At 74.0% G+C, this 21,033-nt stretch carries 18 protein-coding genes and 1 rRNA gene; 4 read left to right on the forward strand and 15 right to left on the reverse strand.

The window, feature by feature from the left end; all coding sequences use genetic code 11:
- Positions 1-127 precede the first annotated feature (127 nt).
- Together ACZ6ZN_RS29980 and ACZ6ZN_RS29985 are read right to left on the reverse strand one after the other, a co-directional pair.
- The gene (locus ACZ6ZN_RS29980) at positions 128-754 is read right to left on the reverse strand and encodes an NUDIX domain-containing protein (protein WP_398110456.1); all 627 of its coding nucleotides are present in this window, start codon (positions 752-754) and stop codon (positions 128-130) included.
- Positions 755-859: 105 nt separating this feature from the next.
- A complete protein-coding gene (locus tag ACZ6ZN_RS29985) occupies positions 860-2,521 on the reverse strand; it encodes a CTP synthase (protein WP_451877497.1) in 1,662 nt (553 codons plus the stop codon).
- A 472-nt stretch (positions 2,522-2,993) separates the two neighbouring features.
- Here ACZ6ZN_RS29985 and ACZ6ZN_RS29990 point away from each other — a divergent pair, with 472 nt between their 5' ends.
- Complete coding sequence (locus tag ACZ6ZN_RS29990; RefSeq protein WP_398110787.1) at positions 2,994-4,796, forward strand: glycoside hydrolase family 15 protein; 1,803 nt, start codon at positions 2,994-2,996, stop codon at positions 4,794-4,796.
- A gap of 69 nt (positions 4,797-4,865) precedes the next feature.
- On the opposite strand, the gene ACZ6ZN_RS29995 is transcribed toward ACZ6ZN_RS29990, so the two are convergent.
- The gene (locus ACZ6ZN_RS29995) at positions 4,866-5,822 is read right to left on the reverse strand and encodes an LLM class F420-dependent oxidoreductase (RefSeq protein ID WP_469651029.1); all 957 of its coding nucleotides are present in this window, start codon (positions 5,820-5,822) and stop codon (positions 4,866-4,868) included.
- 127 nt (positions 5,823-5,949) lie between these two features.
- Here ACZ6ZN_RS29995 and ACZ6ZN_RS30000 point away from each other — a divergent pair, with 127 nt between their 5' ends.
- Positions 5,950-7,593, forward strand: coding sequence for a PucR family transcriptional regulator (locus ACZ6ZN_RS30000; RefSeq protein WP_451877499.1), 1,644 nt, complete (start codon positions 5,950-5,952; stop codon positions 7,591-7,593).
- Between the two features lie 6 nt (positions 7,594-7,599).
- Here ACZ6ZN_RS30000 and ACZ6ZN_RS30005 read toward each other — a convergent pair whose 3' ends face one another.
- The 5 genes from ACZ6ZN_RS30005 to ACZ6ZN_RS30025 form a co-directional block, all read right to left on the reverse strand.
- On the reverse strand, positions 7,600-8,742 hold the full coding sequence (locus ACZ6ZN_RS30005) for a glycosyltransferase family 4 protein (RefSeq protein ID WP_469651033.1): 1,143 nt from the start codon (positions 8,740-8,742) through the stop codon (positions 7,600-7,602).
- A gap of 224 nt (positions 8,743-8,966) precedes the next feature.
- A complete protein-coding gene (recN, locus tag ACZ6ZN_RS30010) occupies positions 8,967-10,685 on the reverse strand; it encodes a DNA repair protein RecN (RefSeq protein WP_469651074.1) in 1,719 nt (572 codons plus the stop codon).
- Positions 10,686-10,796: 111 nt separating this feature from the next.
- Entirely contained in the window at positions 10,797-11,702 is a 906-nt protein-coding gene (locus ACZ6ZN_RS30015) for an NAD kinase (protein ID WP_398110451.1), read from the reverse strand.
- On the reverse strand, positions 11,699-12,514 hold the full coding sequence (locus tag ACZ6ZN_RS30020; protein ID WP_469651036.1) for a TlyA family RNA methyltransferase: 816 nt from the start codon (positions 12,512-12,514) through the stop codon (positions 11,699-11,701). Before ACZ6ZN_RS30020 ends, ACZ6ZN_RS30015 begins: the two co-directional genes overlap by 4 nt.
- A 7-nt stretch (positions 12,515-12,521) precedes the next feature.
- Positions 12,522-12,806, reverse strand: a complete 285-nt coding sequence (locus ACZ6ZN_RS30025; RefSeq protein WP_469651038.1) for a hypothetical protein — start codon at positions 12,804-12,806, stop codon at positions 12,522-12,524.
- Between the two features lie 42 nt (positions 12,807-12,848).
- Between ACZ6ZN_RS30025 and ACZ6ZN_RS30030 the strand changes: the two genes are divergently transcribed.
- On the forward strand, positions 12,849-13,196 hold the full coding sequence (locus tag ACZ6ZN_RS30030) for an SCP2 sterol-binding domain-containing protein (protein WP_398110448.1): 348 nt from the start codon (positions 12,849-12,851) through the stop codon (positions 13,194-13,196).
- Here the strand turns inward: ACZ6ZN_RS30030 and ACZ6ZN_RS30035 are convergent.
- The 4 genes from ACZ6ZN_RS30035 to ACZ6ZN_RS30050 all read right to left on the reverse strand — a co-directional run bounded on the left by ACZ6ZN_RS30035 (position 13,180) and on the right by ACZ6ZN_RS30050 (position 17,331).
- A complete protein-coding gene (locus tag ACZ6ZN_RS30035) occupies positions 13,180-14,097 on the reverse strand; it encodes an ABC transporter ATP-binding protein (protein WP_469651041.1) in 918 nt (305 codons plus the stop codon). The two genes, ACZ6ZN_RS30030 and ACZ6ZN_RS30035, sit on opposite strands and share 17 nt — an antisense overlap.
- The gene (locus ACZ6ZN_RS30040) at positions 14,094-15,134 is read right to left on the reverse strand and encodes a FecCD family ABC transporter permease (protein WP_469651044.1); all 1,041 of its coding nucleotides are present in this window, start codon (positions 15,132-15,134) and stop codon (positions 14,094-14,096) included. Before ACZ6ZN_RS30040 ends, ACZ6ZN_RS30035 begins: the two co-directional genes overlap by 4 nt.
- Positions 15,131-16,174, reverse strand: a complete 1,044-nt coding sequence (locus tag ACZ6ZN_RS30045; RefSeq protein ID WP_398110445.1) for a FecCD family ABC transporter permease — start codon at positions 16,172-16,174, stop codon at positions 15,131-15,133. The genes ACZ6ZN_RS30040 and ACZ6ZN_RS30045 overlap by 4 nt, the downstream gene beginning before the upstream one ends.
- A gap of 125 nt (positions 16,175-16,299) precedes the next feature.
- Positions 16,300-17,331, reverse strand: coding sequence for an HAD hydrolase-like protein (locus tag ACZ6ZN_RS30050; protein ID WP_469651047.1), 1,032 nt, complete (start codon positions 17,329-17,331; stop codon positions 16,300-16,302).
- A 73-nt stretch (positions 17,332-17,404) separates the two neighbouring features.
- On the opposite strand from ACZ6ZN_RS30050, the gene ACZ6ZN_RS30055 reads away from it, so the two are divergent.
- A complete protein-coding gene (locus ACZ6ZN_RS30055; RefSeq protein WP_469651050.1) occupies positions 17,405-18,697 on the forward strand; it encodes a DUF1015 domain-containing protein in 1,293 nt (430 codons plus the stop codon).
- A 67-nt stretch (positions 18,698-18,764) separates the two neighbouring features.
- On the opposite strand, the gene ACZ6ZN_RS30060 is transcribed toward ACZ6ZN_RS30055, so the two are convergent.
- From ACZ6ZN_RS30060 to rrf, 3 genes are all read right to left on the reverse strand, one after another.
- Positions 18,765-19,595 (reverse strand): tetratricopeptide repeat protein, encoded by an 831-nt coding sequence (locus ACZ6ZN_RS30060; protein ID WP_469651077.1) that lies wholly within the window; start codon positions 19,593-19,595, stop codon positions 18,765-18,767.
- Positions 19,487-20,719 carry a hypothetical protein gene (locus ACZ6ZN_RS30065; protein WP_469651080.1) on the reverse strand — a complete coding sequence of 411 codons (1,233 nt, stop codon included), beginning with the start codon at positions 20,717-20,719 and terminating at the stop codon, positions 19,487-19,489. The genes ACZ6ZN_RS30060 and ACZ6ZN_RS30065 overlap by 109 nt, the downstream gene beginning before the upstream one ends.
- A gap of 222 nt (positions 20,720-20,941) precedes the next feature.
- Positions 20,942-21,033 (reverse strand): 5S ribosomal RNA (gene rrf / locus ACZ6ZN_RS30070); the annotation flags it as partial.

Here is a 21,033-nt window from a genome sequence, read left to right on the forward strand (position 1 = left end):
GCCACCCACCCAGGGGCGCGGGGAACTGCGCAACGAACCACAACGCCGCCGCACCCGCCGACGGGGCCGGCACAACCCCACCCCGTCGCCCCGCCACACCCGGCGGTGCGCTACACCCGGCGGAGCGCTACACCTCGAACGGCCGAGCCGGCCAGGCAGCCTGAGCCGGCCGCAACGCGTCGAGCCCGTCCCCGGACCGCGCTGCGACGAGGGACAGCACCCCCACGACCAGGCAGTTGTTGTGCAGCTCACCGGCGAGCACACCCCGCACCAGGTCCTCGACCGGCACCCGGTCGAGTTCCATGTCGGCCTCCTCCTCCGCGACCGCGAACCGCTCACCCACCGCCTCGGACAGATCCCGGGCGAGAAAGATGCGCACGGCCTCGTCGCAGCCGCCCGGCGTGGTGTAGACGTCGGTCAGCACCCGCCAGTCCTCGGCCTTGACGTGCGCCTCCTCGTACAGCTCGCGCTGTGCCGCGTGCAGCGGGTTCTCGCCGGGGACGTCGAGCAGACCGGCCGGGATCTCCCACAGCTTGTGGCGCACGGGGTGGCGGTACTGGCGCAGGACCAGGACGCGGTCGGCCTCGTCGAGGGCGAGGACGGCCACGGAGCCGGGGTGGACCTGGTAGTCACGGCCGACCACGGTGCCGTCGGGCATGACCACGTCGTCGGTGCGCACGGAGGTCTTGTTTCCCACGAACGGAGTGTTCGTCGCCCGGACTTCCCACTCCTCGGGAGTGTCCTTGATCGTCATGCCTGTCCTTCCACCACGTGCCACGTACTCTGCCGGCCTGCCGAAACGAAACCGGGGTGCACGCCCTTTGAAGGAATGCACCCCGGCCACCGTACAACTGGTGTGTTACTTCGCAGTCTTCCGCGCGGCCTCGGTCCTCTGGACCGCCGCCTTGACGAGCCCGGCGAACAGCGGGTGCGGACGCGTCGGGCGCGAGCGCAGCTCCGGGTGCGCCTGCGTGGCGACCAGGTAGGGGTGGACGTCACGCGGGTACTCGACGTACTCGACGAGCTTGCCGTCCGGCGAGGTGCCGGAGAACAGGATGCCCGCCTGCTTCTCCAGCTCGGCCCGGTAGGCGTTGTTCACCTCGTAGCGGTGCCGGTGGCGCTCCTCGACGTACTCCTTGCCGTCGTACACCTCGCGCACGATCGAGCCCTCGGCCAGCTTCGCCGGGTACATGCCGAGCCGCATCGTGCCGCCCATGTCGCCCTCACCGGCGACGATGTCCATCTGCTCGGCCATGGTGGAGATGACCGGGTGCCCCGTGGCGGGGTCGAACTCGGTGGAGTTGGCGTCGGCGATGTCGGCCAGGTTGCGCGCGGCCTCGATCACGATGCACTGCAGGCCGAGGCAGAGCCCGAGCAGCGGCACCTTGTTCTCGCGGGCGTAGCGGATGGCGCCGACCTTGCCGTTGACGCCGCGCTCGCCGAAGCCGCCGGGGATGCAGATGCCGTCGACGTCGCCGAGCTGGGCCGCGGCGCCGGCGGGGGTCTTGCAGTCGTCGGAGGTGACCCACTTGATCTTCACGCGGGCCCGGTTGGCGAAGCCGCCGGCCCGCAGCGCCTCGGTGACCGACAGGTACGCGTCGGGCAGGTCGATGTACTTGCCGACCAGCGCGAGGGTGATCTCGTGGTCGGGGTTGTGGACGCGGTCGAGCAGGTCGTCCCAGGTCGTCCAGTCGACGTCGCGGAACGGCAGGTCCAGCTTGCGCACCACGTACGCGTCCAGGCCCTCGCCGTGCACGGTCTTGGGGATGTCGTAGATCGAGCGGGCGTCGGGGCAGGCGACCACGGCGGCCTCGTCGACGTCGCACATCAGCGAGATCTTCCGCTTGATCGCGGTGGGCACCTCGCGGTCGCAGCGCAGCACGATGGCGTCCGGCTGGATACCGATGTTGCGCAGGGCCGCAACCGAGTGCTGGGTCGGCTTCGTCTTCAGCTCACCCGAGGGGCCGATGTACGGCAGGAGCGAGATGTGGACGACGAAGACGTTGTCACGGCCGACCTCGTGACGGACCTGGCGGACGGTCTCCAGGAACGGCAGCGACTCGATGTCGCCGACCGTGCCGCCGACCTCCGTGATCACGACGTCGACCTCGTCCGTCGCCATGCGGCGGATGCGGTGCTTGATCTCGTTGGTGATGTGCGGGATGACCTGCACGGTGTCGCCCAGGTACTCGCCGCGCCGCTCCTTGGCGATCACGGTGTTGTACACCTGGCCGGTGGTGACGTTCGCCGAGCCGTCGAGGTCGCGGTCGAGGAAGCGCTCGTAGTGCCCGATGTCCAGGTCGGTCTCGGCGCCGTCGTTGGTGACGAACACCTCACCGTGCTGGAAGGGGTTCATCGTGCCGGGGTCGACGTTCAGGTACGGGTCGAGCTTCTGCATCACCACGCGCAGGCCGCGGGCCTTGAGCAGCATGCCGAGGCTGGAGGCCGTCAGGCCCTTGCCGAGCGAGGAGGCGACACCCCCGGTGACGAAGATGTGCTTGGTCGTCGTGGAATTGGGCATGGCCAAGAGGGGGCTCCCGTGGTCGCGATCTGGAGGTGCGGTTCGGGGGTCAGACGCCCACCGGTCCACGGGCTACCAGCGTATCAGCGCCGCGAGGTGATGGCTTCCGGCCACGCTCCGCGCACATCCCGACACGGCGTGGTCACCGTCACCGGTTCCTCACCCCTTGCTCACTCGTTCGGCGTACCCGCCTTGCCGCGACGGGCACCCGGAACATCCGTGTGCGTCGTATCCTGCTCGGACACTCGCTGCCGAGCCCGCCCGGCCCCACGGCACCACCCCCCGCCCGTACGAACCGGAACCACGCGAGCTCGTCAGTTCGTTGAGCAACAATCGGCGCTTTGCTTCACGGCCGAGTGACCTGTTTTGCTTCATCGCTCAACGACGGATTGCAAGATCTGCTGAACCCCCTTGACCGCACCAAGCGACAGCCCCCTTGCGGGGTGACGTGGCCGTTCGACTGGAGTTGCACGTGGCCGGGCGCATCGAAGACTACGCACTCATCGGAGACATGCAGACCGCTGCCCTGGTCTGCCGGGACGGAACGGTCGACTGGCTGTGCCTGCCCCGCTTCGACTCGCACGCCATCTTCGCCGGCCTGCTGGGCACCGAGGAGCACGGCTTCTGGCGGCTCGGCCCCGCGTACGCCCCCGACCAGGAACCGCCCACCGCGGCCCGGCGCCACTACCGCGGTGACTCGCTGATCCTGGAGTCCGAGTGGGACACCCAGCGCGGCACGGTCCGGGTGACGGACTTCATGCCGCCGCGTGACGGCGCCCCCCAGCTGATCCGCATCGTGGAGGGCGTCTCGGGCCGCGTGCCGATGCGGTCCGAGCTCAGGATGCGCTTCTCCTACGGCCGGGTGGTGCCCTGGGTGCACAAGCACGAGGGGCGCACGGTCGCCGTCGCGGGCCCCGACTCCGTGTGGTTCGACACCTCCGCCGAGACCTACGGCAAGTCGCTGACGACCTACGCGGACTTCACCGTCTCGCCGGGCGAGCGGATCGCGTTCACGATCTCCTGGGAGCCCTCGCACAAGCAGCCGCCGCCGCTGCCCGAGCCGGAGCAGTCGCTGGAGGCGACGGAGAACTTCTGGCGCGAGTGGGTGGACCACTGCACGTACCACGGCCCGTACCGCGAGGCCGTGGTCCGCTCGCTGATCACGCTGAAGGCGCTGACGTACGCCCCCACCGGCGGCATCGTGGCCGCGCCGACCACCTCCCTGCCGGAGGACATCGGCGGCGTCCGCAACTGGGACTACCGCTACACCTGGCTGCGCGACGCGGCCATCACCCTGTCCTCGCTGCTGCGCACCGGCTACCGCGAGGAGGCCCGCGCCTGGCGCGAGTGGCTGCTGCGCGCGGTCGCCGGCGACCCGGAGAACCTGCAGATCATGTACGGCATCGCCGGCGAGCGCGAGCTGGGCGAGGCGGAGCTGGACTGGCTGCCGGGCTACGAGAACTCCGCCCCGGTCCGGGTCGGCAACGGCGCGGCCCACCAGCTCCAGCTGGACGTGTACGGCGAGGTCACCGAGGCCCTGCACCTGGCCCACATGACGGGCCTCGCCCGCAACGACTACGCCTCGCTGCTCCAGCTCAAGCTCATCCGCTACCTGGAGGGGCACTGGCAGGAGCCGGACGAGGGCATCTGGGAGGTGCGCGGCCCGCGCCGCCACTTCGTGCACTCCAAGGTGATGGCCTGGGTCGCCGTCGACCGCACGATCAAGCTGATCGAGTCCGGCGACGCCGACGGCCCGCTGGAGCGCTGGAAGGAACTGCGCGAGGAGATCCACCGGGACGTCTGCGAGAAGGGCTACGACAAGGAGCGCAACACCTTCACGCAGTCCTACGGCTCCAAGGAGCTGGACGCCTCCCTGCTGCTGATCCCGCAGGTGGGCTTCCTGCCGCCGGACGACAAGCGCGTCATCGGCACGATCGAGGCGATCCAGCGGGAGCTGTCCACGCCGGACGGCTTCATCCTGCGCTACCCGACCGAGGGCGACGACGAGGGCGTCGACGGCCTGCCCGGCGACGAGGGCGCGTTCCTCGCCTGCTCGTTCTGGATGGCCGACGACCTGGCGATGATCGGCCGGGTGGACGAGGCCCGCCGGCTGTTCGAGAAGCTGCTGTCGCTGCGCAACGACCTCGGGCTGCTCGCGGAGGAGTGGGACCCGCGCCTGCAGCGTCAGGTGGGCAACTTCCCGCAGGCCTTCAGCCACGTGCCGCTCATCGACACGGCGCTGCGGCTGACGGCCTCGGGCGCCTACGGCGGCTGACCGGCACGGCCCGCCCAGGCGCTCACCCGGCCCGCACCACGGCGCTCCCTCCGGCGCTCGCCCCAGCTCTCACCCCGGGGCGAGCGCCGTGAGCGTGCGCTCCCCCGCCGGGTCGCCTGCGGTGGCGGGGACCAGGGCGATCTCGTCCAGCCCGGCCTCGGCGTAGGCGTCGATCCGGGCCTGGACGGCGGCCGCGTCGCCGACGAGGGCGACGGTGGCCGCGGCCTCGGGCGGCAGGGCCTGGACGAGGGTGTCCCGGTCGGCGCCCTTCACGGCCAGTTCCACGACCTCGGCGAAACCGGCGTCTATGAACATGTCGCTGTAGCCCGGCACGGCCAGGTACCCCGCGACGCTGTGCAGGATCTGCGTGACCGCCTCCGGTTCGGGGTCCACGGCGGCGGGCAGCCAGGCGGCCAGCCGCGGCGGGGTGCGTCCGGCCGCCTCGGCCGCCGTGCGCATCCGCTCGCGCAGCAGGCGCACCTGCCCGGGCGAGACGATGTCGAGCAGCATCCGGTCGGCGTGCGCCACGGCCGCGGCGACCGCCCGCTCCCCGAAGGCGGCGACGGTGAGGAGGCCGCCGGGCGGCGGCAGCCGGCGCGGGAAGCCGCTGCCGGGCACCACCGGTTCGCCGGGCAGGCTGTCCATCAGCGCCCGTACGGCCGCCGCCGACCCCGCGAGGGTGGTGGCGGGGCGGGTGCGCGGCCGGCCGTGCACGCCCTCCACGACCCGCTTGCTGGAGGTGCCCAGGGCGACGCCGACGCTCCGGCCCGTGACGGCCGCGGCGGAGGCCGCGCCCCGGACGACCGTGAGGGGATCGCGCACGTTCACCGGCACAGGCCCGGCGGTCACTGCCACCTGCCCGGTCGCCGCGCCGATCGCCGTCGCCAGCACGAACGCGTCCCAGGTCGGCCCCTCGCCCGCCCACACCTCCCGGTACCCGAGCCGGTCGGCGAGCACCGCGACCCGCAACGGCTCCTCGACCGGACTGTCGTCCTCCCGCCCCACCGCCACCACGCTCATGTCCATGACCGCGCCGGTACCCGGCCGGCCACGCGGTAATCCGGCGCCGTCCGCGGCGGGTGGGCGCGACGGTGATCGTTCCGCTGCCGCCCTGGAATGTCCGCGGGGCACCGGCCCGGGTACCGTCCGGCACATGGACAGCGGGACGGACAGCGCGTACGGCACCCAGGGCGCCGGGATCACCGTGCAGCGGGCCCTGGAGCTGCCCGCGTTGCGCAGCGGGCTGCCCGAGGTGCTCGCGGGCGCCGAGCGGCTCGGGCGCACGGTGCGCTGGGTGCACGCCGGCGAGGTGCCGCACATCGCCTCGCTGCTCAAGGGCGGCGAACTCCTGCTGACCACCGGCTACGGCCTCGGCACGCGCCCCGCCGAACAGCGGGCGTTCGTGCGCACCCTGGCCGAGCGCGGCATCGCCGCCCTGGTGGTGGAGCTCGGGCCGCGCTTCACCCGGCTGCCCGCGGCCCTCGTCGACACCGCCCGCAGCGCCGGGCTGCCCCTGGTCCAGCTGCACCGCGAGGTGGCGTTCGTCACGGTCACCGAAGAGGTCCACACCGAGATCGTCAACGGCCACTACGCCCTGCTCCAGCGGGCCGAGGAGGTGCACCGGCGGTGCACGCAGGCCGTGCTGGGCGGCGGCGGGGTGCCCCAGGTGCTCGGCATCCTCGCCGAGTTCGCCCACAACCCGGTGTTCCTGGAGACGGCGGAGGGACAGCTGCTGTACGCCGCCGGACCCGGTCCCGAGGGCGCCGACCCGTTGCAGGTGTGGGAGGGGCTGCGCGGCCAGCACAAGGGCGAGCCCCCGCTGGCCGGGTCGGTCCTGGTCGACGTGCCGGGGGGCGGGCCGGGCAGCGGTGGCGTCCGCGCGCGGCTGGTGCTGCTGCCCGTCCGCGCCGCCCTGGCGCCCGTGCACCGGATGGCCGCCGAGCGCGCCGCCGGGATCCTCGCCGTGGTGCTGATGCAGGCCCGGCAGGAGGAGGAGCTGGCGGCGCGCGGGCGCGGCGACTTCCTCACCGACCTGGCCGAGGGCCGGGTCACCGCGGAGGACGCCCCGGCGCAGGCGCGGGTGCTGGGGTTCCGGCCGGGTGAGGGCCCGCTGCTGCCGGTGGTGATGCGGCTCGGTGACGCCCTGCCGTCCGGCGGTGGCTGGGCGGTGCTGGCGAGGGCGGTGTCGGAGGAGCTGGCCGGGGTGGGCGTGCCGGTGCTGCTCGGGGTGCGGCCGGTGGAGGGGCGGCTGCTGGTGCTGCTGGGGCTGCGCGCCGAGTCCGAGCGGGAGACGGTCGCGGACCGGGTCGCGGCGGCCCTGCGGGCGGGGGTGGGCCGGGCCGGGATGCTGCGGCCGGGCGGGCAGCCGCCCGTGGTGGTCGTGGGGCTGGGCGGCGGCTGGGCGGCGGTGGCCTCGGGGCTGCGGCACGCGGCCGAGACGGCGACCGCGGCCCGGGGACTGCCGGACCGGCCCTGGTACGACGCCCGCCGCCTCGACATCGACCTGCTGCTGTGGCGGCTGCGCGACCAGCCGGACCTGGCGGCGTTCGTCGACCGGGCCCTGGGGCCGGTCCTGGAGCACGACAGGCGCTCCAAGCCGCCGCTGCTGCCCACCCTGGCGACGTACCTCGCCCACGCCGGCCGCAAGGCGGAGACCGCCCGGGAGCTGCACCTCAACCGGCAGACCCTCTACAACCGCCTGGCGCGCATCGGGGAGTTGCTGGGCACGGACCTGGACGACCCGCAGACGGTCCTGGCGCTGAGCCTGGCGCTGCGCGCCCGCAGGCACGTCCCGTAGGGCGGCTCAGACGAAGGGCTGGGGCCGGGTCAGTTCGTCGTAGACGCTGAGCACTTGGGCGACCGTCTCGTCCTCGCTCGGCCAGGTCGCCGCCTGCCGGGCCCCCTTGACGCGCAGCAGCTCCCGGCGGGCGGGGTCGCCGAGCAGCCGTACGACGGAGTCGGCGAGGGCTCCGGCGTCGCCGCCGGGGACGAGTTCGGCGGCGTCGCCGACGAGTTCGGGGATGCCGCCGACGGCCGTGGCGACGAGCGGCACGCGCGCGTGCAGCGCCTCCTGGGCGAGGACGGAGCGCGCCTCCCACCGGCTGGGCAGGACGGCGAGGTCGGCCGCGGCGAGCAGGTCGGCGATGTCCGCACGCCGCCCGAGGAGCCGGACCGGCAGGTCCTCCCGCTCGATCCGGGCCTGGAGCTCCGCGCGCAGCGGCCCCTCCCCGGCGACAGCGACCAGGGGCACCGGGTCCAGCCGGCGCCACGCGCGGGCGGCGTCCAGCAGCACGTCGTAGCCGCGGTGGCGTTCCAGGGAGCCGACGGCCATCAGCAACGGCCGCCCGATGGAGCCCAGTTCGGCCCGCACCTTGGGGCGCAACCGGTCGGGGTCGTCGGGGTCGAGGGGCCCGCGGGGGCCGGGCAGTGCGACGGCCGCGAGCCGGGCGTCGCGCGCGCCGGTGCGCCGGGCCCGGTCCACGAGCGCCGACGAGGTGCCCAGCACCACGGTGGCGGCCTTCGAGACGCGCCGCTCCAGCACCCGCAGCAACTGGGCGCGCGCACCCTCGGCGTGCGCCCGGTCGTGCCACGTCACGACCAGCGGTGTCCGCACACGCCGGCCACTGAGGGCGAGCACGGCGCGGAAGGAGGCGTGCAGGCCGTGCGCGTGCACCAGGTCGGCCTCCGCGCAGGCGGCCCGCAGGGCGGCCACCGCCACCGGGTCGCTGCTGCGCGGCACAGGGACGTGGGCCGCCCCGGCGCCGCTGAAGTCGTAGGAGCGGTCGGCCTCGTGCGGGGCGCAGACCGTGACCCGTACTCCCCGGGCGACGAGCCCCGCGGTCAGCGAGCGCACGTGCGCACTGCTCACGGCGTTGCCCCCGCCGAGCACCTGCACGGTGCGCAGCGGCGACCGACCGTGCGATGGGTGGCTGCTCGCGGGGGTCACGTGGCCGGGGGCTCCTGGTTCGGGTCGGGCGTCACGACGCGGTCTCGGCGCGTACTCCGCCAAGCATGCCAGGACGCACAGGGGTTCCGGGAACGCCCGGCGCCCCGGCGCCACGGGCCCGGGGCGCCCTTACGGGGGAACCGCCAGGGCCGAGGTCACCCACACGAGTGAACTTGGGTGACCGGCCCGGGAACCGGCCGCGCGACCGCCCGGGACGCCGGGGACTACCCGTCGGCCCTGGCGGTCGCCAGCAGCTCCTCGGCGTGCGCCCGGGCCGTCTCCGAGTTCTCCTGCCCGGCCAGCATCCGGGACAGCTCCCGGACCCGGTCCTCGCCCTCCAGGACCTTCACACCGGAGCGGGTCACGGACCCGTCGTCGGTCTTCTCCACCAGCAACTGGCGGTCGGCGAAGGCCGCCACCTGCGGCAGGTGCGTCACGACGACGACCTGTGCGGTCCTCGCCAGCCGCGCGAGCCGCCGCCCGATCTCGACGGCCGCCTTGCCGCCGACACCCGCGTCGACCTCGTCGAAGAGGTACGTGGGTACCGGATCCGTCCCCGCGAAGACGACCTCCACGGCCAGCATCACGCGGGACAGCTCACCACCGGAGGCGCCCTTGGCGATCGGCCGGGGCGGCGCGCCGGGGTGCGGGGCCAGCAGCAGCTCGACCTCGTCGGCACCGGCCGGGCCGTAGGCCACCGGACGCCCGCCGACCTCGACGCCCTCGGGGTCCTCGGTCTGCCGGATCTCGAACGACACGCGCGCGTGCGGCATGGCGAGCGAGGCCAGCTCCGCGGTCACGGCGGCGGCGAACCGTTCGGCCGCCTCCGTCCGGGCGTCCGTCAGCGCCTGCGCCAGCCCGCCCAGCTCCGCGCGCAGCGCGTCCCGTTCGGCGGTCAGCTCCCCGATCCGCTCGTCGTCCCCGTCGAGTTCGGTCAGGCGGGTGGCGCTGCCCTCCGCCCAGGCCAGCACGGAGGCGATGTCCTCGCCGTACTTGCGCGTCAGCCCGGTCAGCGCGGCCCGCCGCTCCTCGACGGCCGACAGCCGCAGCGGGTCGGCGTCCAGGTCGTCGGCGTACCCCGCGAGATCGCCGGCCGCGTCGCGCAGCAGGATGCCGATCTCCCCGATCCGGTCGGCCAGGGCCGCCAGCGCCGGGTCGTGCGACCGTACGGCGTCCAGGGCCCGCTGGGCGCCCGCCACGAGCGTGCCGGCGTCCACGCCCTCGGGGTCCTCCGGGTTGCCCGCGAGGGCGGCGTGCGCGGCCGCGGCGGCGGAGGCCAGCGCCTCGGCGTGCCCGAGCCGCTCGGCCTCCTCGGCCAGCTCCACGTCCTCCCCGGGCCGGGGCTCGACGGCGGCGATCTCGTCGAGCCCGAAGCGCAGCAGGTCGGCCTCCTGGGCCCGTTCCCGCGCGCGGGTGGTGATCTCCTCGAGTTCGGCGGAGACGGCCCGCAGCCGCTTGTACGCCTCGCCGTACTTGGCCAGCGGGACGGCGACGGCGTCACCCGCGTACCGGTCGAGCGCCTGCCGCTGCCGGGACAGCTTCAGCAGCCCTTGCTGGTCGGTCTGCCCGTGCACGGCCACCAGCTCGTCGGCCAGCTCGGCCAGCACGCCCACGGGCACGCTGCGCCCGCCCAGGTGCGCCCGCGAGCGCCCCTCGGCGGAAACGGTCCGGCTGATCAGCAGCGCCCCGTCGTCGAGCTCGGCCCCTGCTTCCTCGGCACGCACGGCGGCCGCGGCGCCCGGGGGAACGGTGATCCGCCCCTCCACGACCGCCTTCCCGGCCCCGATGCGCACGAGCGCCGGGTCGGCCCGCCCGCCCAGGAGCAGCCCCAGGCTGGTGACGACCATGGTCTTGCCCGCGCCCGTCTCACCCGTGACCGCGGTGAACCCCGGCGACAGCTCGACCACGGCGTCGTCGATCACGCCGAGCGACCGTATCCGCATCTCCTCCAACACGGACACGACCTTACGAGGTCCGGGCCGGGGATTGCGACCGGCCCACCCTTGTCACCCACTCGAGTGGACCGGGCCCAGGGGCGCGGACACTGCGCACCGCTAGTGAGGCGCCCCCCGCCACCCGGAGACGGGCAGCGCGAACTTGGCCACCAGCCGGTCCGTGAAGGACGCGTGGTGCAGCCGGGCCAGCCGCACCGGCACGGCGCCCCGCCGCACCTCCACCCGCGCGCCCGCGGGCAGCTCCACGGTCCGCCGCCCGTCGCACCACAGCACACCCGGCGGGATGTGCGGCAGCACCTCCACGGCCAGCACGGAGTCGGGCGAGGTCACCAACGGCTTGGCGAACAGCGCGTGCGCGGAGATCGGCACCATCAGCAGCGCCTCGACCTCCGGCCACACCACCGGCCCGCCCGCCGAGAACGCGTACGCCGTCGACCCGGTGGGCGTGGCGCACACGATGCCGTCGCAGCCGAACCCCGTCACCGGCCGCCCGTCGATCTCCAGGACGACCTCCAGCATCCGCTCGGCGGACACCTTCTGCACGGCCGCCTCGTTCAGCGCCCAGTCCGTGTGCACGATGTCGCCGTTCTGGTGCACGACGACGTCGACGGTCATCCGCTCCTCGACCTCGTACGCCCTGCTCACCACCCGGTCGACGACCTTGTCGAGGTCGTCCCGCTCGGCCTCCGCGAGGAACCCGACCCGGCCGAGGTTGACGCCGAGCATCGGCACCCCGGACGCCCGGGCGAACTCGGCGCCGCGCAGCAGCGTGCCGTCGCCGCCGAGCACGATGAGCAGCTCGCACCCGTCGAGGCACTGCGGCGTCGCCTCCTTGACCAGCACCACCTCGTCCGGCAGCGGCAGGTCCCGCGCCTCGTCCTCCAGGACGCGCACGCCCAGACCGGAGCGGAGCAGCCCCTTCACGACGAGTTCGGCGCTGCGCACGGCCGCGGGCCGGCCCGTGTGGGCGAGCAGGAACACAGTACGAGCTCGGTTCTCGGTCAACGCGGCCCCTCCGCCACTGCTCGGTCGACGTCGGCCGGGTCGAGTTCCGCTGCCCCGGCCCGCAGCCACAAGAAGTATTCGACATTCCCCGACGGCCCGGGCAGCGGACTGGCCGTCACGCCCCGCACCCCGAGGCCCAGCCCCCACGCCTTCTCCGCCACACCGCGGACCGCCTCGGCCCGCAACTGGGGGCTGCGGACGACTCCCCCGCTGCCGAGGCGCTCCTTGCCCACCTCGAACTGCGGCTTGACCATCATCACCAGATCGGCGTCCGGCTTCACGCACCGCACCAGGGCGGGCAGCACCAGCCCGAGCGGGATGAAGGACAGATCCCCCACGACAAGATCCACAGGCTCCCCATCGATCGCCTCAAGCGTCAACTCGCGTACGTTCGTACGGTCCTTGACGGTGACGCGTTCATCGTTGCGCAAGGACCACGCGAGTTGGCCGTATCCGACGTCCACGGCGACGACGTGGGCGGCGCCCGCCCGCAGCAGGACGTCGGTGAAACCGCCGGTGGACGCGCCGGCGTCGAGCGCCCTGCGCCCCTCGACGGCGAGACCCTGCGGCAGGAACGCCTCGAGCGCGCCGGCGAGCTTGTGGCCGCCGCGGGAGACGTAGTCGGGGTCGCCGTCGTCCTGGGCCACCACGATGGCGGCCGCCGTCTCCACCTGGGTGGCGGGCTTGGTCGCGACGGTCTTGCCGACGGAGACGCGCCCGGCGGCGATCAGCTGGCCGGCGTGCTCGCGCGAGCGGGCGAGCTTCCGGCGGACCAGCTCCGCGTCGAGACGGCGGCGTGCGACTCCTGCCACGTTCGGTTCAGCTCCTAGGTCCAGGCGGCGACGGGGACGAGAGGGGTGCCGGGGGTCCCGGGCGTGCGTCGAGCGCGGTGAGCGCGTCGCGCAGTCCCCGGTGTACATCCTCGTACACCTCGACGTGTCCGTCCGTGGCGAGGTGGTCGGCGTCGCCGAGCCGCTCCAGGGTCGCGTCCACTCCGGGGTCGCCGGTGGGGGTGCGGGGCACGTCCAGGGGGGCGGGGGCGGCCGGGTCGGCGGCGGGCTCCTCCGCCGCGGCCGGGGGCGTCCCGGGAACTGCGTCGTCCATGCCCCGACGCTACCGCGAACCGCTGCGGTACCGTCGATCGCGATGGCCACGATCGAGGAGTGCCGCAGCGCACTCGACAAGCTCTCGGACAGCATGCAGCACGCCGAAGGGGACGTCCGCGCGGCCGCGGCCCTGGACCGGTCGGTGAGCTGCCACATCACCGACCTGGACGTCACCTTCACGGGCCGGATGCGCGGCGGGCGGATCGAGGTGCACGACACCGTGACCGGTCCGCCGCCAGGCAAGGCCGAGATCAGACTCGCCATGACCGGCGACGACCTGGTGGCGCTGGTCGGGGGCGAGCTGAACTTCGCCAAGGCCTGGGGCTCGGGCCGGGTCAGGCTGCACGCGGGCGTGCGGGACCTGCTCCAGCTCAGGAAGCTTCTCTAGCGGCGGTCCTGTCCTTCGCGGTCCCGGCGGCCTGCCCTGCGCTCGCACCGGCGCGTGCCCGGCGGGCCGCGGGCACCACCAGCGGCGTGCCGGTCTCCGGGTCGTCGATGACCTGGCAGCGCAGCCCGAAGACCTCCTCGACCAGCTCCGCCGTCACGATGTCCCCCGGCGCCCCCTCGGCGACGACCCGGCCCTCGCGCAGGGCGATGAGGTGGGTCGCGTAGCGGGCGGCGTGGTTGAGGTCGTGCAGCACGGCGACGAGCGTGCGGCCCTGCTCCTCGTGCAGCTGCGCGCACAGGTCCAGGACGTCGATCTGGTGCTGGATGTCCAGGAACGTCGTCGGCTCGTCGAGCAGCAGCAGCGGGGTCTGCTGGGCGAGCGCCATGGCGATCCACACGCGCTGGCGCTGGCCGCCCGACAGCTCGTCGACGTAGCGGTCGCCGAGCTCGGCCACGCCCGTCTGCCGCATGGACTCCTGCACGACCCGCTCGTCCTCGGCCGACCACTGGCGCAGGATGCCCTGGTGCGGGTACCGGCCGCGTCCGACGAGGTCCGCGACGGTGATGCCGTCGGGCGCGATGGACGACTGGGGCAGCAGGCCCAGGGTGCGCGCGACCTTCTTCGCCGGCATCGACTGGATGACCTGCCCGTCGAGCAGGACCCGGCCCCGGTTCGGCTTGAGCATCCGCGACAGCGCCCGCAGCAGCGTGGACTTGCCGCACGCGTTGGGGCCGACGATCACGGTGAAGGAGTGGTCGGGTATCTCCACCGACAACTGCTCGGCGATCACCCGCTGGTCGTAGGCCAGGGTGACGCTCTCGGCGGACAGGCGGTTCACGGGGCTCCTTCGGTTGTTCGGTCCGCTGCCGGTGCCGCTCCCGGCGTTCCGGCCGGCGCTCATATCCGGCCCGCCTTGCGCTCGGTGACCAGCAGCCACAGCAGGTAGACACCGCCGAGCACACCGGTGACCACGCCGACGGGCAGCTGCTCGGCGCCGAGCGCCCGCTGCGCGACCCAGTCGGCGACGACCAGCAGGGCGGCGCCCATGCACAGGGAGGGCACCAGGTTCGGCCCGGGCGAGCGGGTCAGGCGCCGGGCCAGTTGCGGGGCGGTGAGCGCCACGAAGGCGACCGGTCCCGCCGCGGCCGTCGCGGAGGCCGTCAGCAGCACGGCCGCCACCATCAGCAGCAGCCGCACGCGCTCCACCCGCACCCCGAGGGCACAGGACACGTCGTCGCCCATCTCCATCATGCGCAGCCCGCGGGAGTTGACCAGGACGAGCGGCAACAGCACCGCCGTCAGTGCCAGCAGCGGCCAGACCTGGTTCCAGTCGCGGCCGTCGAGGGAGCCGGTCATCCACACCACCGCACGCGCCGCGTCGACGATGTCGGACTTGGTGAGCAGATAGCCGTTGACCGCCGTGGCGATCGCGGAGACGCCGATGCCGACCAGGACCAGCCGGTAGCCGTGCACACCGCGCTTCCAGGCCAGCACGTAGATCGCGGAGCCGGTCACCAGACCGCCCACGAGCGCCCCCAGCGCGACCTGGCCGGCGCTGCCGGAGAACAGCACGATCACCGTGAGCGCCCCGGCCGTCGCCCCCTGGCCGAGGCCGAGCACGTCCGGACTGCCCAGCGGGTTGCGGGAGATGGACTGGAACAACGCGCCGCCCAGTCCCAGCGAGGCGCCGACGAGCAGCCCGACCAGGACGCGTGGCAGCCGCAGTTCGTTGACGATGAACTCCTGGCCCGGGTCGCCCCGGCCGGCCAGGGTGCGCAGCACGTCGGCGGGCGGGATGGGGAAGTCGCCGGTGCCGATGAGCACGACGCCCGCCACGAGCGCCGCCACCACCAGCGAGAGCACGACGGTCAGGGCCCGCACGTCCAGGCGTATCGACAGCCCGCCCGGGGTCCGCACGGCACGGTTGGTGGTCTTCACAGCTGAGCCGTCCTCCGCCGTCGTACGAGAAAGATGAACACCGGGCCGCCGAGGACGGCGGTGACGATGCCCACCTGGAGCTCCGCGGGCCGGGCCACCATCCGGCCGACGACATCGGCGCCGAGCAGCAGCACGGGCGACAGGACCGCCGCGTAGGGCAGGATCCAGCGCAGGTCCGGCCCGGTGAACGAACGGACCACGTGCGGCACCATCAGGCCGACGAACACGATCGGCCCGCAGGCGGCGGTCGCGGCCCCGCACAGCACGGTCGCGGCCAGCATGGACAGCGCCCGTGTGCGGTTCAGGTTCGCGCCCAGGGCCCGGGCGGTGTCGTCTCCCATGGACAGGGCGTTGAGCGGCCGGGCCAGGGCGAGCGCCAGGACGAACCCGGCCAGCAGGAACGGCAGGACCTGCTCGATGGTCGCGTCGGTCGCCGACGACAGCGAGCCGACCGTCCAGAACCGCATCTTGCCGAGCGCCGCCTCGTCCATGATCATCACGGCCTGGAGGTAGCCGTACAGCGCGGCGCTGATCGCCGTACCGGCGAGGGCGAGCCGCACCGGTGTCGCGCCCCGGCTGCCCCCGAGGAACCACACCAGCGCCCCGACCGCCGCCGCGCCGAAGAAGGCGAACCAGACATAGCCGGTGAGCGAGGTGACCCCGAGGTACGTGACGGCCGTGACGACCGCCGCGGACGCGCCCGCGTTGATCCCCAGCAGCCCGGGATCCGCCAGCGGATTGCGCGTGAGCGCCTGCAGGACCGCCCCGGCCAGGCCGAGGGCCGCGCCGGCGAGCAGCCCGAGCACGGTCCGCGACAGCCGCTCGGCGACGACGACGTCCCCGTAGGACCCCGTGTCGTCGAACAGGCCGTGCCAGACCTGCGCGAGGGAGAGCTCCTTCGCGCCGATCGCGATACTCGCCAGCGCGACGAGCACCAGGATCGCCGCGGACAGCACCAGCCCGACGGCTCGCACCGCCCGTCGCTTCGGGGGCGCGGGGGCGGTCTCCGCGCGCTGTTCGGGGGGACTCTCGACCAACACGCAGTTAGGTTAACCTAACCTCGCTCCCGGGCAAGATCCGGTGCCCGCCCCCGCTTCCGCGACCCGGCGGCCGGGACCGTGCACGTCCTCCGGCGCCGCCCGGAGCCCCACCGCGTACGGCCTCCTCACAGCCCCAGCCGCGTCAGCGCCTTCTCCCCGTCCAGCTCGCACCCCTCCTCGCCCGCGGCCGTCCACGCGGCGGCGCACAGAGCGCGCAGCCCGTCCAGCGCCTCGCCGTCCCCCTCCAGCTCCAGCCGGCCGGCCCGGGCGGCCGCCGTCCAGCCACCGCACCGGAACCCGCCGTTGCCCGCTTCCGCGACCTCCGGCTGACCGCCCAGCATGCCGCGCAGATCGGCGTCCACGTACGTCGGCCGGTGCTGCGGGGGCGCGGCCAGCAACTGCGCCCCGTCCGTGACCCCCGTGAGGACCAGCAGCGAATCAACCTCCCCGTTGAACGCGCCCTCGATGTCCGTGTCCAGCCGGTCGCCCACCACCAGCGGCCGCTTCGCCCCGGTGCGCAGGATCGTCTCCCGGTGCATCGGCGGCAGCGGCTTGCCCGCGACCTGCGGCTCGGCGCCCGTGGCGATCCGCACCACCTCCACCGCCGCGCCGTTGCCCGGCGCGATGCCCCGGCCGCTCGGGATCGTCAGGTCGGTGTTCGACGCGAACCACGGCACGCCCCGGGCCACCGCGTAGGAAGCCTCGGCGAACCGGCCCCACGGCAGATCGGGACCGCCGTACCCCTGCACGACCGCCACCGGCTTGTCGTCCGCGGACTCCACGGGCTCCAGCCCCCGCTCGCGCAGCGCGACCCGCAGTCCCTCACCGCCGATCACCAGCACCCGGGCGCCGCGCGGCACCTGCTCGCTGATCAGCCGCGCGACCGCCTGCGCCGAGGTGATGACGTCCTCCGCGCCCGTCGGTATCCCCAGCTCCGTCAGGTGCCCGGCCACCGCGTCCGGCGTGCGCAGCGCGTTGTTCGTCACGTACGCCAGGCGCATCCCGCCCTCCCGGGCCGTGGCCAGCGATTCGACGGCGTGCGCGATCGCGCTCCCGCCCGCGTACACGACGCCGTCCAGGTCGAGCAACGCCGTGTCGTACGCCTCGCTCAGGGCCTGCCCACTGCCCTCGGGCCTCGTCCTGACGCTCCGGCTCATCCCGTATCGCTCCTCGTTCGGCGGCTTTTCCCCCGATCATCCCCCATGGCACCGACACCCGTACGATGCCGGGATGAACACAGCAGGTCACTCGGAGGCAACGGCGCACCGAGGCCTGGAACTCAACCCGTTCCGAGGCCTTCGCTACGACCCCGACCGGGTCGGCAGCCTTGCCGCCGTCACCTCCCCGCCGTACGACGTCGTGGTGCGCCCCGACGGCCTGCACCACCTCGAGTCCTCCGACCCCTACAACATCGTCCGCCTGATCCTCCCTCAGGCCGCCACCGCCGGTGCCCGCAACGAGCAGGCCGCCGAGACCCTGCGCCGCTGGGTGGCCGAGGGCGTCCTGACCACCGACCCCGATCCGTGCCTGTACGTCTACGAACAGCGCGACGGCGAGGGCATGCTGCAACGCGGGCTCATCGGGGCCCTGCGCGTGTCCGACCCGGACGAGCAGGTCGTGCTGCCGCACGAGGACGTGATGCCGCACGTCGTCGCCGACCGCGCGGACCTGATGCGGGCCACCTCCGCCAACCTCGAACCGCTGCTGCTCACCTACCGCGGCAACGGCGCCACGACCGCCACCGCGGACCTGATCGAGCGCACCGCGGACCGGCCGCCGCTGCTGGAGACCACCACCGAGGACGGCTTCCGCCACCGCCTGTGGTCGCTGACCGACCCCGCCGACCTGGACACGGTCCGCTCGGACCTGGCCCGCCAGCAGGCGCTCATCGCCGACGGCCACCACCGCTGGGCGACCTACCGCCGTCTGCGCGCGGAGCACCCCTCGCCCGGCCCGTGGGACCACGGCCTGGTCCTCCTCGTCGACACCGCCCGCTACCCCCTGCGGGTACGCGCCATCCACCGCCTCCTGCCCGGCCTCCCGGTCGGCACCGCCGTGGCCGCCCTGGAGGACCACTTCCGCGTCCGCCGCCTCGAGGCACCGCTGTCCGAGGCCCTGGAGACCCTGGCCGACGCGGCCTGCGCGGGCAACGCGTTCCTGCTCGCCGGCGACGGCGCCTTCCACCTCGTCGACCGTCCGGACCCGGCGCTCCTGGACCGCACGATCCCGGCCGACCGCCCCGCCGCCTGGCGCACCCTGGACGCGACGGTCCTGCACGCCACGCTCCTCAAGCACGTCTGGCACATCCCGGAGGACTCCCCGGACCGCATCGCCTACATCCACGACACGGCCGCCACGGTCGAGAAGGCGGAACGCGACGGCGGTACGGCGGTGCTGCTGCACCCGGTCCGCGAGGAGGTCGTCCGCGACCTGGCCCGGCAGGGCGTGACGATGCCCCGCAAGTCCACGTCGTTCGGCCCGAAACCGGCCACGGGGCTGGTCCTGCGCGCGCTGGACCTCTGACACCGGACATACGAAGGGGGCGGGTCCCGGCCGGGACCCGCCCCCTTGGCGTGTGCGCTGCTCTCCGTCAGTCCTTCTTCTCGGACCCGTCGTCCGAGGAGCCGTCCGAGGAGCCGTCCGAGGAGCCGCTCTCTACCCGGGCCTCGTCGACGGCGTCGACATCGTCCGAGCCCTCGCGCTCGACGTCCGCGTCCGTGTCCGTGTCTGCGTCCGTGTCCTCGGCCATGACGTCGACGAACTCCACGCCGTCCAGCTCGGCGAGCCGGTCGGAGGCGTCCGTGCTGCCGTCCCGGTCGGCCTCGACGGCCTTGGCGAACCAGTCCCGCGCCTCGCCCTCACGGCCGGCGGCGAGCAGCGCGTCGGCGTAGGCGTAGCGCAGACGCGCGGTCCACGGCTGCACCGAGTTGGCGGCCAGCTCGGGGCTCTGCAGCGTCACGATGGCCGCGTCCAGCTGACCCATGTCCCGCCGGGCCCCCGCCGCGACGAGCCGCATCTCGACCTGCCCGGCCTTGTCGAGCTTGTGCACCTCGGGAGCGCCGGCCATGTCGAGCGCCTTCTCCGGCCGCCCGAGCCCGCGCTCGCAGTCGGCCATGACGGGCCACAGGTCGATGTTCCCGGTCATCCGCTTGGCGGCCCGGAACTCGGCCAGCGCCTCGCCGTACTTCTGACTGGCGTACGCCGCGAACCCGGCGGCCTCCCGCACGGCGGCGACGCGCGACGCCAGCCGCAGCGCGACCCGGGAGTACCCGTAGGCGCCCTCGGGGTCCTCGTCCAGCAGCCGCGCCACCATCACCAGGTTCCGGGCGACGTCGTCGGCGAGCGTCTTGGGCAGGCTCTGAAGCTCCTGCCGTACGTCCTTGTCGATCTCCTCACCGGTGACGTCCTCGGGGATCGGCAGCCGCTTGATGGGCTCCCGGTCCCGGTCGCGCTCCTCGCGGAACCGGCCACCACCGCGCCGGTCGTCGCGACGGTCGTCACGGCGGTCGTCCCGCCCACGGAACCCGCCGGGACGCCCACCGCGGTCGTCGCGACGGGGCCCACGACCGCCACGGTCGTCCCGCCCGCGGAAGCCTCCGCGCTCGCCGCGGTCACCGCGGTTGTCGTCGCGCCGGAAGTCACCGCCGCGGTCGGTGCGGGGGCCGTCGTCGCGGCGGAACGCGGGACGCGCGCCCCGGCCGGCGTCATCGCGCCGGAACGCAGGCCGGTCGCCGCCACGGTCGCCACGGTCGTCCCCACGGCGCTCGTCGCGGCCACGGAACCCACCGCGGTCGTCGCGCCGGAACCCGCGGTCACGATCATCACCGCGGAAGCCACGGTCCCGGTTGTCACCGCCGCGGAAACCACGGTCGTCACGGCGGTCAGCACCACGGTCGTCACGCCGGTCAGCACCACGGTCGTCGCGGCGGGGGTACCCGCCACGGTCGGCGTCGCGCCTGTCGTCGCGGCGGTCGTCGCGGCGGTCGTCGCGGCGGTCGTCGCGGCGGTCGTCGCGGCGGTCGTCGCGCCGGTCGTCGCGCCGGAAACCACCGCGAGGTCCGCGATCGTCACCCCGGCGGTCATCACGCCGCCCGTACCCACCGCCCCGGTTGTCGTCACGCCGATTGTCGTCACGCCGGCTGTCGTCCCGACGGAACCCGCCGCGCTCCCCACGGTCGTCACGACGGAAGGCGGGACGGTCACCACCGCGATCGTCACGACGGTCGTCACGACGGAACGCAGGCCGGTCGCCGCCGCGGTCGTCACGACGGAACGCGGGGCGGTCACCACCGCGATCGTCACGACGGTCATCACGTCGGAACGCGGGACGGTCACCCCGGTCGTCCCGGCGGGGTCCGCGATCGCGATCGCGGTCGTCGCGTCGGCCGTAACCGCCGCCCCGCTGGTCGCCACCGCGGTTGTCGTCACGCCGGCTGTCGTCCCGGCGGAACCCGCCGCGGTCGCCCCGGTCGTCGCGACGCCCGTACCCACCACGGTCGTTGTCCCGACGGAAGCCACCGCGGTCTCCGCGGTCGTTGCGGTCACCCCGGGGGGCACCGCGGTAGCCGCCGCGGTCGCCCCGGTCGCCCTCCCGTCGCCGCTGGTCGCGCTCCGGTCGGTCGTCGGGAGAGTTGGTGGACATGGTGACTCCTGTCTTCGTACCGCAAAGTCATTCTCGCGCAGCCGGGTGCCCAGCGCGCACTGCAAAAACAAAAAAGGACCCTTGGTCCCAGCTGAACGCTGGGACCAAGGGTCCTTCCAAAGATTGTTCGGCGGCGTCCTACTCTCCCACAGGGTCCCCCCTGCAGTACCATCGGCGCTGTAAGGCTTAGCTTCCGGGTTCGGAATGTAACCGGGCG

Source organism: Streptomyces sp. NPDC053665 (genome assembly GCF_055585285.1).